The 13,951-nt window shown below is 65.0% G+C and carries 7 protein-coding genes, 1 tRNA gene and 3 rRNA genes; 8 read left to right on the top strand and 3 right to left on the bottom strand.

Features of this window, described 5'->3' with window-relative positions; translation table 11 throughout:
* Positions 1 to 4 precede the first annotated feature (4 nt).
* Positions 5 to 457, top strand: a complete 453-nt coding sequence (locus IAG42_RS09005) for a hypothetical protein (RefSeq protein ID WP_188336502.1) — start codon at positions 5 to 7, stop codon at positions 455 to 457.
* Between the two features lie 60 nt (positions 458 to 517).
* Here IAG42_RS09005 and IAG42_RS09000 read toward each other — a convergent pair whose 3' ends face one another.
* Entirely contained in the window at positions 518 to 1,075 is a 558-nt protein-coding gene (locus IAG42_RS09000; RefSeq protein WP_188336501.1) for a hypothetical protein, read from the bottom strand.
* 102 nt (positions 1,076 to 1,177) lie between these two features.
* Positions 1,178 to 1,417: a hypothetical protein gene (locus IAG42_RS08995; protein ID WP_188336500.1), complete on the bottom strand. Its 240-nt coding sequence runs from the start codon at positions 1,415 to 1,417 to the stop codon at positions 1,178 to 1,180.
* A 456-nt stretch (positions 1,418 to 1,873) separates the two neighbouring features.
* On the opposite strand from IAG42_RS08995, the gene dapA reads away from it, so the two are divergent.
* From dapA to IAG42_RS08960, 7 genes are all read left to right on the top strand, one after another.
* Complete coding sequence (gene dapA, locus IAG42_RS08990) at positions 1,874 to 2,773, top strand: 4-hydroxy-tetrahydrodipicolinate synthase (RefSeq protein ID WP_188336499.1); 900 nt, start codon at positions 1,874 to 1,876, stop codon at positions 2,771 to 2,773.
* A gap of 141 nt (positions 2,774 to 2,914) precedes the next feature.
* Positions 2,915 to 4,600 carry a ribonuclease J gene (locus IAG42_RS08985; protein ID WP_188336498.1) on the top strand — a complete coding sequence of 562 codons (1,686 nt, stop codon included), beginning with the start codon at positions 2,915 to 2,917 and terminating at the stop codon, positions 4,598 to 4,600.
* A gap of 519 nt (positions 4,601 to 5,119) precedes the next feature.
* Positions 5,120 to 6,645, top strand: a 16S ribosomal RNA gene (locus tag IAG42_RS08980).
* A 313-nt stretch (positions 6,646 to 6,958) separates the two neighbouring features.
* A 23S ribosomal RNA gene (locus IAG42_RS08975) occupies positions 6,959 to 10,079 on the top strand.
* An 88-nt stretch (positions 10,080 to 10,167) separates the two neighbouring features.
* Positions 10,168 to 10,284 (top strand): 5S ribosomal RNA (rrf, locus tag IAG42_RS08970).
* The 16S, 23S and 5S rRNA genes sit together here, the layout of an rRNA operon.
* 117 nt (positions 10,285 to 10,401) lie before the next feature.
* Positions 10,402 to 11,064: a DegT/DnrJ/EryC1/StrS family aminotransferase gene (locus tag IAG42_RS08965; protein ID WP_188341267.1), complete on the top strand. Its 663-nt coding sequence runs from the start codon at positions 10,402 to 10,404 to the stop codon at positions 11,062 to 11,064.
* Between the two features lie 95 nt (positions 11,065 to 11,159).
* Positions 11,160 to 11,232 (top strand) — tRNA-Thr (locus tag IAG42_RS08960).
* Between the two features lie 94 nt (positions 11,233 to 11,326).
* Here IAG42_RS08960 and IAG42_RS08955 read toward each other — a convergent pair.
* Entirely contained in the window at positions 11,327 to 13,948 is a 2,622-nt protein-coding gene (locus IAG42_RS08955) for a SpoIIE family protein phosphatase (protein WP_188336497.1), read from the bottom strand.
* Between the last annotated feature and the right edge of the window lie 3 nt (positions 13,949 to 13,951).

Below are 13,951 nucleotides of genomic sequence, written 5' to 3'. Positions count from 1 at the left end.
GGCGATGCGCGCGAAGATCACCTATGCCGTGACGGCCGCTGTCCTGGTCGTCTACTTCGTCCTGGCCGGCGACCGCGGCGTCATGCTCATCCGCCAGGGCACCGCGCTGGCGATCACCTTCGGCGTCGCGGTGCTGATCCTCCCGGTGATCGGCCTGTGGTTCCTGTGGGCGAACACCCGGTTCGTCCAGAAGGCCAACCATCTGGCCGAACTCCTGGAGGCGGAGGGCGGACTGCCCGTCGACGAGCTGCGGCGCGACCAGTACGGCCGCATCGACCGCGACTCCGCCGACGAGGTCTTCGCCCGCCGCAAGGCCGAGACGGAGGACACGCCGGGGGACTGGCGCTGCTGGTTCCGCCTGGCCGTCGCCTACAAGGACGCGAGGGACACCCCGCGCGCCCGCAAGGCGATGCAGCGCGCGATCGCCCTCCAGGAGGGCCGCACGGTCGAGGCCTGACCGCACGCGAGAGGGGCCGCACCGATCCGGTGCGGCCCCTCTCGCATGTCTGCGCGCCCGTCAGCGCTGCGGCCGGTACTCCTCGGCCCACACCTCGACACTGTCGGCGGCCCGCTCGAACGCGGTGGAGCGCCCCAGGAAGTCACCGTTGTGACTCGTCAGCAGCGTCGCCTGCTCCCCCTGCCGGTCCCGCCGTACGAGGACCAGCGCCTGCCCCTGGACCGTGCGGGGCAGCCCGAGCCAGCGCACCGGCTGCTGCACCGTACGGACGGTCACCACCGCGTTCCACGGGGCGGTCTGGGTGCGGAGGAAGGCGACGTGGCGCACGCCGCGCGCGCTCACCCAGGTGCCCATGCGCAGCAGGCGCAGGGCCGCCGCGATGATGAGCACGGCGAGCGCGCCGCAGAGCGAGGCCGCCGTGACGTCCCCGGCCGCGGCGATGATCACCGCGGCGACCAGCACGTACGAGGCGAGCAGCAGCAACAGGGCGGAAGCGGCCACCCGGTACGGCCCCGGTCGGTAGGGGCGACGCCACTGGTCCCGGTCGTCGAAGGGCAGCGCGGTGTCCGCCGCGGCCTCCTCGAAAGCACGGTCGGCCGTCAGAAAGGGCAGGGGCACGACTGGTCCTCACTCGCTCCACGCTGGATGGGCTCTGTGCCCGGTGAGGCTACCTACGCGTGCTCCGGCCTTCCACCTCAGGGGGCCGTACGAGCGTCGGTGTCAGCGCCCGTCCGACGCCTCCGACGTCTGCGTGTGCCCCGGAGCCTGGTCCTGCGACAGGGCCGGCATGCCGAACATCAGGGAGGCGACGAGCCCGCCGACGACGGTCAGCCCCACCAGGGCGCGCCCGGCGAACTGCCCGAAGGTGAGGCGTTCACGCGCGGGCGGCGTGACGTTGCTGCGGAACTTGTCGGCTTCAGCGACGAAGGCGAACGGAACAGGCTCGCGCCGACGAAACATGGGCGGTGCTTCTCCTCAGGAGGTCGAAGGACGGTCGAACGAAGGTGTCGAACGCACGGTGTGCACCTACACAGACGCTCGAACGCCCCGAAAGGTGCCCTGTTTCCCCGATTTCTCTGAAGTTCACTCTTCTTCGCCTGAGATCCACGGAGATCACCAGAGACCGCCGGGGATGAACGGAGATCACCGTGGATCGCCGCAGATCGGCCGCGGATCGGCTGCGGATGCGCCGGTGGAACCCGCCGCTCCGCGCCGTGAGCTCGAGCGGTACAGATGTGCGGATCATCCGCGCGAAGTGTCCGTATTGCGGCATTTCGTAAAGTTCATCTAGCCTGATCAAACGGACCCGGTACTGCCTGAACCCCCGAGCAGGCAGTGCCGGGATCCCACTTTGTCGTGAGTTGTCGCCGCCCCCGAGGGGGGACCCGGTGCTGAGCAGCGAGTAGCGTGTTACCCATGGCTCCGACCTCGACTCCGCAGACCCCCTTCGGGAGGGTCCTCACCGCCATGGTCACGCCCTTCACGGCGGACGGCGCACTCGACCTCGACGGCGCGCAGCGGCTCGCCGCCCACCTGGTGGACGCAGGCAACGACGGCCTGATCGTCAACGGCACCACGGGCGAGTCCCCGACCACCAGCGACGCGGAGAAATCGGATCTCGTACGAGCCGTGGTCGAGGCGGTCGGTGACCGCGCCCACGTCGTCGCCGGCGTCGGCACGAACGACACGCACCACAGCATCGAGCTCGCCCGCGCCGCCCAGCAGGCCGGCGCCCACGGACTCCTCACGGTCACGCCGTACTACAACAAGCCCCCGCAGGAGGGCCTGTACCGCCACTTCACGGCGATCGCCGACGCGACCGAACTGCCCGTGATGCTGTACGACATCCCGGGCCGCAGCGGCGTGCCGATCAACACGGACACGATCGTCCGCCTCGCCGAGCACCCGCGCATCGTCGCCAACAAGGACGCCAAGGGCGACCTCGGCCGCGCCAGCTGGGCCATCGCCCGCTCCGGCCTTGCCTGGTACTCCGGCGACGACATGCTCAACCTGCCGCTCCTGTCCGTCGGCGCCTGCGGCTTCGTCTCCGTCGTCGGCCACCTCGTCGCCCCCGACCTGCGCGCCATGCTCGACGCGTACCTGTCGGGTGACGTACACAAGGCGACGGAGATCCACCAGAAGCTGCTCCCCGTCTTCACCGGCATGTTCCGCACGCAGGGCGTCATCACCACGAAGGCCGCTCTCGACCTCCAGGGCCTGCCGGCCGGACCGCTGCGCCTCCCCCTCGTCGAGCTGACCGCCGAGGAGACCGCCCAGCTCAAGATCGATCTTGCCGCCGGCGGGGTACAGCTCTGACAACAGACTTGGCAAAGCTTCACAACTGAACAACACAAGAAGAGCAAGACCGAAGAATTACCAAGACAACTGCTAACTGCACGAACGTCACGCGCGCCACGTGCCCGACAGGTACGTGGCGTGCGTGGTGAGGAGAGTCTTTTGAGTCATCCGCATCCTGAACTCGGCGCCCCGCCGAAGCTCCCGAAGGGCGGCCTGCGCGTCACCCCGCTCGGCGGCCTCGGCGAGATCGGCCGCAACATGACCGTCTTCGAGTTCGACGGCCGTCTGCTGATCGTCGACTGCGGAGTGCTCTTCCCCGAGGAGGAGCAGCCCGGAATCGACCTGATCCTGCCGGACTTCACGTCCATCAGGGACCGCCTCGACGACATCGAGGGCATCGTCCTCACGCACGGGCACGAGGACCACATCGGTGCTGTCCCGTACCTGCTGCGCGAGAAGCCGGACATCCCGCTGATCGGCTCCAAGCTGACCCTCGCCCTGATCGAGGCGAAGCTCCAGGAGCACCGGATCCGCCCGTACACGCTCGAGGTCGCCGAGGGCGACCGCGAGCGGCTCGGCCCGTTCGACTGTGAGTTCATCGCGGTCAACCACTCGATCCCGGACGCGCTGGCCGTCGCCATCCGCACGCCCGCCGGCATGGTGGTGCACACGGGTGACTTCAAGATGGACCAGCTCCCGCTGGACCGTCGCCTGACCGACCTGCCCACGTTCGCGCGGCTCGGCGAGGAGGGCATCGACCTGCTCCTCACCGACTCGACGAACGCCGAGGTCCCGGGCTTCGTCCCGCCCGAGCGCGACATCTCGAACGTGATCCGCGGCGTCTTCGCCTCGGCCCGCAAGCGCATCATCGTCGCCTCGTTCGCCAGCCACGTGCACCGCATCCAGCAGGTCCTGGACGCGGCGCACGAGTACGGCCGCCGCGTCGCGTTCGTCGGCCGCTCGATGGTCCGCAACATGGGCATCGCCCGCGACCTCGGTTACCTGAAGGTCCCGGCCGGGCTCGTCGTCGACGTGAAGACGCTCGACGACCTCCCGGACGACGAGGTCGTCCTCGTCTGCACGGGCTCCCAGGGCGAGCCGATGGCCGCGCTCTCGCGCATGGCCAACCGCGACCACCAGATCCGCATCGTCTCCGGCGACACCGTGATCCTGGCGTCGTCGCTGATCCCCGGCAACGAGAACGCCGTCTACCGCGTGATCAACGGCCTGACCCGCTGGGGCGCGAACGTCGTCCACAAGGGCAACGCCAAGGTCCACGTCTCGGGCCACGCCTCGGCAGGCGAGCTGCTGTACTTCTACAACATCTGCAAGCCGAAGAACCTGATGCCGGTCCACGGCGAATGGCGCCACCTGCGCGCCAACGCGGAGCTCGGCGCCCTCACCGGCGTCCCGCACGACCGCATCGTCATCGCCGAGGACGGCGTCGTCGTCGACCTCGTCGGCGGCAAGGCCAAGATCGTCGGCAAGGTCCAGGCCGGATACGTCTACGTGGACGGCCTCTCCGTCGGCGATGTCGGCGAGCCGGCCCTGAAGGACCGCAAGATCCTCGGGGACGAGGGCATCATCTCGGTCTTCGTGGTCGTCGACTCCAGCACCGGCAAGATCACCAGTGGTCCCACGGTGCAGGCGCGCGGCTCCGGCATCGAGGACTCGGCGTTCAACGCCGTCATCCCCCGGATCCAGGAAGTGCTGGACAAGTCGGCCCAGGACGGCGTCGTCGAACCCCACCAGCTGCAGCAGCTCATCCGCCGCACGCTGGGCAAGTGGGTCTCCGACACCTACCGCCGGCGCCCGATGATCCTCCCGGTCGTCGTCGAGGTCTGACGGACCGTCTGGAGCGGGGCCCCTCGATTTGCATCGGGGCGCCCCGCTCCAGTACGTTTACGGCTCCGCCTGAGGGGAACCCGGCGCACTCACGTGCCCGATCCGGTCCCCGAGCGGGTGGAAAGACCGCCTCAGAATCTCTGATAAAGTCGGTCGAGCCGAAAGGGAAAACGCGAAAGCGAATCCCGGAAGGCAAAAGCAGGAAAACTTCCGAGGAAATCGGCCGGTGAAACGGTCTGATAGAGTCGGAAACGCAAGACCGAAGGGAAGCGCCCGGAGGAAAGCCCGAGAGGGTGAGTACAAAGGAAGCGTCCGTTCCTTGAGAACTCAACAGCGTGCCAAAAATCAACGCCAGATATGTTGATACCCCGTCTCCGGCCATTCGGCTGGGACGAGGTTCCTTTGAAAAAGTCCTGCCGGGCACTGTTCGGTAGGCGCACAGCGAGGACGCTGTGAACCGAGGGATTATTCCTCCCTCTGGTTCCGCTCTCGTGGTGTCACCCCGATTACGGGGAAACATTCACGGAGAGTTTGATCCTGGCTCAGGACGAACGCTGGCGGCGTGCTTAACACATGCAAGTCGAACGATGAAGCCCTTCGGGGTGGATTAGTGGCGAACGGGTGAGTAACACGTGGGCAATCTGCCCTTCACTCTGGGACAAGCCCTGGAAACGGGGTCTAATACCGGATAACACCCGCTCGGGCATCCGAGTGGGTTGAAAGCTCCGGCGGTGAAGGATGAGCCCGCGGCCTATCAGCTTGTTGGTGAGGTAGTGGCTCACCAAGGCGACGACGGGTAGCCGGCCTGAGAGGGCGACCGGCCACACTGGGACTGAGACACGGCCCAGACTCCTACGGGAGGCAGCAGTGGGGAATATTGCACAATGGGCGAAAGCCTGATGCAGCGACGCCGCGTGAGGGATGACGGCCTTCGGGTTGTAAACCTCTTTCAGCAGGGAAGAAGCGAAAGTGACGGTACCTGCAGAAGAAGCGCCGGCTAACTACGTGCCAGCAGCCGCGGTAATACGTAGGGCGCAAGCGTTGTCCGGAATTATTGGGCGTAAAGAGCTCGTAGGCGGCTTGTCACGTCGATTGTGAAAGCTCGGGGCTTAACCCCGAGTCTGCAGTCGATACGGGCTAGCTAGAGTGTGGTAGGGGAGATCGGAATTCCTGGTGTAGCGGTGAAATGCGCAGATATCAGGAGGAACACCGGTGGCGAAGGCGGATCTCTGGGCCATTACTGACGCTGAGGAGCGAAAGCGTGGGGAGCGAACAGGATTAGATACCCTGGTAGTCCACGCCGTAAACGGTGGGAACTAGGTGTTGGCGACATTCCACGTCGTCGGTGCCGCAGCTAACGCATTAAGTTCCCCGCCTGGGGAGTACGGCCGCAAGGCTAAAACTCAAAGGAATTGACGGGGGCCCGCACAAGCAGCGGAGCATGTGGCTTAATTCGACGCAACGCGAAGAACCTTACCAAGGCTTGACATACACCGGAAAGCATTAGAGATAGTGCCCCCCTTGTGGTCGGTGTACAGGTGGTGCATGGCTGTCGTCAGCTCGTGTCGTGAGATGTTGGGTTAAGTCCCGCAACGAGCGCAACCCTTGTTCTGTGTTGCCAGCATGCCCTTCGGGGTGATGGGGACTCACAGGAGACCGCCGGGGTCAACTCGGAGGAAGGTGGGGACGACGTCAAGTCATCATGCCCCTTATGTCTTGGGCTGCACACGTGCTACAATGGCCGATACAATGAGCTGCGATACCGCAAGGTGGAGCGAATCTCAAAAAGTCGGTCTCAGTTCGGATTGGGGTCTGCAACTCGACCCCATGAAGTTGGAGTTGCTAGTAATCGCAGATCAGCATTGCTGCGGTGAATACGTTCCCGGGCCTTGTACACACCGCCCGTCACGTCACGAAAGTCGGTAACACCCGAAGCCGGTGGCCCAACCCCTTGTGGGAGGGAGCTGTCGAAGGTGGGACTGGCGATTGGGACGAAGTCGTAACAAGGTAGCCGTACCGGAAGGTGCGGCTGGATCACCTCCTTTCTAAGGAGCATCTAGGCCGCCAAGCTTGCTTGGTGGTCCAGGAGCCATTACGTCGGCAAATGTTCGACGGTGGTTGCTCATGGGTGGAACGTTGATTATTCGGCACACTTGATCGTCTTCTCCTTCTAGTACTGCTCTTCGGAGCGTGGAACGTCGAGGGAAGCGGGAAGAGTGTCGGGCACGCTGTTGGGTGTCTGAAGGTACGGCCGCAAGGTCGCCTTCAGTGCCGGCCCCAGTGCACTCGAACTACTGGTTCGGGGTGATGGGTGGTTGGTCGTTGTTTGAGAACTGCACAGTGGACGCGAGCATCTGTGGCCAAGTTTTTAAGGGCGCACGGTGGATGCCTTGGCACCAGGAACCGATGAAGGACGTGGGAGGCCACGATAGTCCCCGGGGAGTCGTCAACCAGGCTTTGATCCGGGGGTTTCCGAATGGGGAAACCCGGCAGTCGTCATGGGCTGTCACCCGCTGCTGAACACATAGGCAGTGTGGAGGGAACGCGGGAAGTGAAACATCTCAGTACCCGCAGGAAGAGAAAACAACCGTGATTCCGGGAGTAGTGGCGAGCGAAACTGGATGAGGCCAAACCTCAAACGTGTGAGACCCGGCAGGGGTTGCGTTTGGGGGGTTGTGGGATCTCTCTTCCACGGTCTGCCGGCCGTGGGACGAGTCAGAAACCGTTGATGTAGGCGAAGGACATGCGAAAGGTCCGGCGTAGAGGGTAAGACCCCCGTAGTCGAAACATCAGCGGCTCGTTTGAGAGACACCCAAGTAGCACGGGGCCCGAGAAATCCCGTGTGAATCTGGCGGGACCACCCGTTAAGCCTAAATATTCCCTGGTGACCGATAGCGGATAGTACCGTGAGGGAATGGTGAAAAGTACCGCGGGAGCGGAGTGAAATAGTACCTGAAACCGTGTGCCTACAAGCCGTGGGAGCGTCGGAATCAAGCTTGCTTGGTTCTCGTGACTGCGTGCCTTTTGAAGAATGAGCCTGCGAGTTTGCGGTGTGTTGCGAGGTTAACCCGTGTGGGGAAGCCGTAGCGAAAGCGAGTCCGAACAGGGCGACTTTAGTAGCACGCTCAAGACCCGAAGCGGAGTGATCTAGCCATGGGCAGGTTGAAGCGGAGGTAAGACTTCGTGGAGGACCGAACCCACCAGGGTTGAAAACCTGGGGGATGACCTGTGGTTAGGGGTGAAAGGCCAATCAAACTCCGTGATAGCTGGTTCTCCCCGAAATGCATTTAGGTGCAGCGTCGTGTGTTTCTTGCCGGAGGTAGAGCACTGGATAGGCGATGGGCCCTACCGGGTTACTGACCTTAGCCAAACTCCGAATGCCGGTAAGTGAGAGCACGGCAGTGAGACTGTGGGGATAAGCTCCATGGTCGAGAGGGAAACAGCCCAGAGCATCGACTAAGGCCCCTAAGCGTACGCTAAGTGGGAAAGGATGTGGAGTCGCAGAGACAACCAGGAGGTTGGCTTAGAAGCAGCCACCCTTGAAAGAGTGCGTAATAGCTCACTGGTCTAGTGATTCCGCGCCGACAATGTAGCGGGGCTCAAGCGTACCGCCGAAGTCGTGTCATTGCAGCAATAGGGCCAACGCCCGCTGTGATGGGTAGGGGAGCGTCGTGTGCCGGGTGAAGCAGCACCGGAAGGTAGTTGTGGACGGTTCACGAGTGAGAATGCAGGCATGAGTAGCGATACAAACGTGAGAAACGTTTGCGCCGATTGACTAAGGGTTCCTGGGTCAAGCTGATCTGCCCAGGGTAAGTCGGGACCTAAGGCGAGGCCGACAGGCGTAGTCGATGGATAACCGGTTGATATTCCGGTACCCGCTGTGAAGCGTCAAACATCGAGCATCGTGATGCTAAGGCCGTGAAACCGCCGTCCTCGTCTTTGACGTGGTTCGGAGTGGTGGAGCCGCCGGCCCAAGCGGTTAGTAGGTGAGTGATGGGGTGACGCAGGAAGGTAGTCCATCCCGGGCGGTGGTTGTCCCGGGGTAAGGGTGTAGGACGTCAGGTAGGTAAATCCGCCTGGCACATAGTCTGAGACCTGATGCCGAGCCGATTGTGGTGAAGTGGATGATCCTATGCTGTCGAGAAAAGCCTCTAGCGAGTTTCATGGCGGCCCGTACCCTAAACCGACTCAGGTGGTCAGGTAGAGAATACCGAGGCGTTCGGGTGAACTATGGTTAAGGAACTCGGCAAAATGCCCCCGTAACTTCGGGAGAAGGGGGCCATTCCTGGTGATGAGTCTTGCACTCTGAGCTGGGGGTGGCCGCAGAGACCAGCGAGAAGCGACTGTTTACTAAAAACACAGGTCCGTGCGAAGCCGTAAGGCGATGTATACGGACTGACGCCTGCCCGGTGCTGGAACGTTAAGGGGACCGGTTAGTCAGGATTCGTCCTGGCGAAGCTGAGAACTTAAGCGCCAGTAAACGGCGGTGGTAACTATAACCATCCTAAGGTAGCGAAATTCCTTGTCGGGTAAGTTCCGACCTGCACGAATGGCGTAACGACTTCTCGACTGTCTCAACCATAGGCCCGGTGAAATTGCACTACGAGTAAAGATGCTCGTTTCGCGCAGAAGGACGGAAAGACCCCGGGACCTTTACTACAGTTTGATATTGGTGTTCGGTTCGGCTTGTGTAGGATAGGTGGGAGACTTTGAAGCGGCCACGCCAGTGGTTGTGGAGTCGTCGTTGAAATACCACTCTGGTCGTGCTGGATGTCTAACCTCGGTCCGTGATCCGGATCAGGGACAGTGTCTGATGGGTAGTTTAACTGGGGCGGTTGCCTCCCAAAGGGTAACGGAGGCGCCCAAAGGTTCCCTCAGCCTGGTTGGTAATCAGGTGTTGAGTGTAAGTGCACAAGGGAGCTTGACTGTGAGACCGACGGGTCGAGCAGGGACGAAAGTCGGGACTAGTGATCCGGCGGTGGCTTGTGGAAGCGCCGTCGCTCAACGGATAAAAGGTACCCCGGGGATAACAGGCTGATCTTCCCCAAGAGTCCATATCGACGGGATGGTTTGGCACCTCGATGTCGGCTCGTCGCATCCTGGGGCTGGAGTCGGTCCCAAGGGTTGGGCTGTTCGCCCATTAAAGCGGTACGCGAGCTGGGTTTAGAACGTCGTGAGACAGTTCGGTCCCTATCCTCTGTGCGCGCAGGAATATTGAGAAGGGCTGTCCCTAGTACGAGAGGACCGGGACGGACGAACCTCTGGTGTGCCAGTTGTTCTGCCAAGGGCATGGCTGGTTGGCTACGTTCGGGAGGGATAACCGCTGAAAGCATCTAAGCGGGAAGCCTGCTTCGAGATGAGTATTCCCACCCACTTGATGGGGTAAGGCTCCCAGTAGACGACTGGGTTGATAGGCCAGATCTGGAAGCACCGCAAGGTGTGGAGGTGACTGGTACTAATAGGCCGAGGGCTTGTCCTCAGTTGCTCGCGTCCACTGTGTTGGTTCTGAAACCACGAACGACCGTCGTAGTCATAGGCCACGACTCCGGTTGTCAGTTTCATAGTGTTTCGGTGGTCATAGCGTGAGGGAAACGCCCGGTTACATTCCGAACCCGGAAGCTAAGCCTCACAGCGCCGATGGTACTGCAGGGGGGACCCTGTGGGAGAGTAGGACGCCGCCGAACTCCTTTTGATAAAGCCTCTGGTCCTGAGCATTCTGCTCGGGGCCAGAGGCTTTTTTGTTGTGTGTCACCGTTCGTTCACGTTGGACGACGACCATCCGGGGCATGGGCACAGTCGCAATGCTGCAGGCCGCCGGTATCGGTACCGGCGACGAGGTCATCGTCCCCGCCTACGGCAACACTGAGATCGCCGAGGCCGTCACCCGTACCGGGGCCGCCCCCGTCTTCGCCGACATCGATCCGGACACGTACTGCATCGACCCCGCACACGTCGCCGCCTGCGTGAACGAGCGGACGGCGGCCGTCGTCCCCGTGCACCGGTTCGGGCACCGGGCCGATGTCGCCCGGCTCAGGGAGCTCGCGGGCCGGCACGGCCTGCTGGTTCTCGAGCACGGCGAGGCCGAGAAGCCGTACGACCAGGTCGTGCAACGTCGAGCCCATGCCGCGTACTTGAGCGGGCGGCTCAGTGGCGTACGGACGCCTCAGGGCCATGACGGGCACACCTACCAGCAGTACGTCGTGCGGGTGCCCGGGAACGGGCGGCCCGACCGGGACGCCTTCGCGCGCGTGCTGCGGGGCAAGGGGATCGAGTGCAGTGTGCCCGTGAAGACGCCGGTGCACCGCATGCCGGCGTTCCGGCGGGACGTCGCGCTGCCGGAGACGGAGCGGGCCGCTGACGAGACGCTGGCGCTGCCGGTCGACGGGCGCATGTCCCGGCGCCAGTTGCAGCGGCTAGTGGCGAACTGCAATGCGCTCGGCGGACTGCTCCAGCCGGCTTTCTGAAGGCGGGAGAACAGCCACCGGGGGGTGGTTCGAAGCGCCCTGAACTTCAGGTATGCTTTTTCTTGTTGGCGCGCGGGAAACCGCGAAAGCGACAGGCCCCTATAGCTCAGTCGGTAGAGCGTCTCCATGGTAAGGAGAAGGTCAGCGGTTCGATTCCGCTTGGGGGCTCGGGAATTGAGGCCTCCGCCCTGATCGGGCGGGGGCCTTTTTCGTTGTGCAGGACAGGACGGCCGCACCCGCCGGAGCGGGTGCGGACCGGACCTCAGTCGTGATGCAGGCCGGCGACACGCATCGTCAGGATGGCCATGTCGTCCGACGGGGCGTCCGCGGCGAACCGCTCCACCGCCCGCATGATGCGCGCGGCCACCGCACCGGCCGTCAGGCCCGTGCACGTGGACAGGACTTCGGCCAGGCCGTCGTCGCCCAGCATGCGCGAGCCCTCGCGGCGCTCCGTGATGCCGTCCGTGACACACAGCAGGACGTCGCCCGGGTCCAGGGTCATCGTCTGCTCGTACAGCTCGAGGTCGTCCATGACGCCCAGCAGCGGCTGCGGCTCGGCGAACGGGACGACCGAGCCGTCCTGGCGCAGGCGCAGCGGCAGCGGGTGTCCGGCGCAGACCATCTTCAGGACGGCCGAGCCGTCCTCCTGCGGCCACAACTCCCCGTAGAGCAGCGTGAGGAAGCGGCTGCGGGCGCCCTCGTCGAGGATCGCCGCGTTCAGGCGCTCCAGGACGGCGGGACCGCCGAAGCCCTCGCGGGCCAGGAGGCGCAGGGCGTGACGGGCCAGACCGGTGACCGCGGCGGCCTCCGGGCCCGTGCCGCAGACGTCGCCGATGGCGAAGCCGTACGCGCCGTCGCGGATCGGGAAGAGATCGTAGAAGTCACCACCGACCTCGTTGCCCTCGCCGGCCGCGCGGTAGATGACCTCGACCTCGACGCCCGGGACCTCCGGGAGCTCCGGCGGGAGGAGGCTGCGCTGGAGGGACTGGCTGATCGCCATGCGCTCCGAATAGAGGCGGGCGTTGTCGAGCGCGAGGGCCGCGCGGCGGCTGAGGTCCTCGGCGAGCTCCAGGATCTCCTGGCGGAAGTGCTCGTCCGTCGGCTTGCCGAGCGTGAGCATGCCGATGACGCGGTTGCGCGCGACCAGAGGGAGGACCACGGTCTCGCCGCCGACGGCCGAGGCCGTCTGCAGGGTCGTGCCGATGCCCGAGCTGACGCTCGCCGGTTCGCCGAGGCCGAGGCTGCGCATGGAGGTGCGCAGTGCCGCCTGGTGGGCGGCCTCGGCGGGCGCCGACCAGATGCGGGCGCCCGGCGTCGGGACCGGCTCGGGCGGAGCGATCTTGGAAAGCAGGGCTTTCAGGCCATCGATGCGTTCCTCGTCCTCGTGCAGGACGTAGGAGAGGTACGGCTCGGAGGACTGGTCGGCGATCGTGTAGACGGCGCACCAGGTGGCGAGCGTCGGGACCGTCATCTGCGCCATGAGGGCGAGGGTCTGGTCGCGGTCGAGCGTGCCGGCGAGGAGGTCGGACGCCTCCACGAGGAAGCTCAGCGAGCCGCGGCGCAGCTTCTCGAGCTCGCCGAGGCGGGCGGACTCGACGGCCAGCGCGATGCGGTCCGCGGCGAACTGGAGGCGCAGCGCCTCTTCGTTGGAGTAGCGGTCCGGGGACTCCGCGGCGACGCCCAGGGAGCCGGTGAGGCGGCCCTCGACCTTGAGGGGGACCGTGACGACCGAGCGCATCCCCGTGCCGTTCAGGAGCGGGACCGCGCCGGGGACCTGGGTGAGGTCCTCGTGGACGGCGGGCATACGGGCCGAGCCGTAGCGGCCGGGGCCGACCTCGACGGGCACGCGCGCGAAGCGCTGACGTGCCGAGGGCAGCCCGGTCGAGGCACGGACCTCCAACTCGGTCTCGTCATCGGTCGCGAGGAGGAGGAAGGCGGAGTCGCCGTCGAGCATGTCGCGGGCGCGCTCCACGGTGCGCTGGAGGAGGCCGTCGAGGTCGTCGGGGGCCGGCGAGCCGATGAAGACTTCGAAGGGGTCCGAGCCCTGGCCGTCGCCGTGCGAGGACGAGTCGGAGGCGGGCACGCGCAAGGGAGTCTGCAGGACGGCCCGCTCGTGGTCGCGCACCAGGAGGCAGACCGTGGAGGGATCGCCGTCCGTGTCGCGCACGCGCAGATGTGAGGCGTAGACGGGAGTGACGCGGCCGTCGGCGCCGCGGATGCCGTAACTGCCCTCCCAGCGCGACAGTTGGAGCGCGTCGGCGATGCCGGTGCTGGTGCCGGGGGTGTGCGGCCAGGCCGCGAGGTCCGTGAGGGGTTTGCCGACGACCTGCTCGGCCGCGTAGCCGAACAGATGCTCGGCGTCCTCGTTCCAGGCGGTGATGGCGCCCGTCTTGTCGATCTGGACGACGGCGACCCGGACGCGCTCGTCGGCGAGCGGGAGCAGAGCCGAGGGGAGCGCGGGGCCGGCGGTGCGGGTGCCCACCGACCGCTCGGGCAGGTCGAGTTGGAACCAGACCTGCTTGTGGGTGGCCGAGTAGTCGACGCCCCAGCGGCCGGCGAGCGCGGCGCAGAGCTGGAGGCCGCGGCCGCCCTCGCGGTCGGGGCTGCCCATGTTGATGGCCGCGGACTGGAGCGGGATCTCCCGTTCCGGATAGCGGTCGGAGACCTGGATGCGGACGTGGTCCTCACTGCGCAGACACAGAACCTCCGCGGACGTGCCCGCGTGGACGACGGCATTGGTCACGAGCTCGCTGGTCAGGACCACGGCGTCGTCGATGATGTCGCTGTAGCCCCACCCCTGGAGGGTGTCGCGCACGAAGGAGCGGGCGGTCGCGACGGAGCGCCCGACGGGTTCGAAGGTGGCGGCCGCGCGCGCGGTGATCACAGA

The sequence above is a fragment of the Streptomyces xanthii genome, assembly GCF_014621695.1.
GTDB lineage: Bacteria > Actinomycetota > Actinomycetes > Streptomycetales > Streptomycetaceae > Streptomyces > Streptomyces xanthii.
The sequence above is the reverse complement of the archived record's forward strand: the minus strand, read 5'-3'. Positions and strand labels throughout refer to the sequence as shown.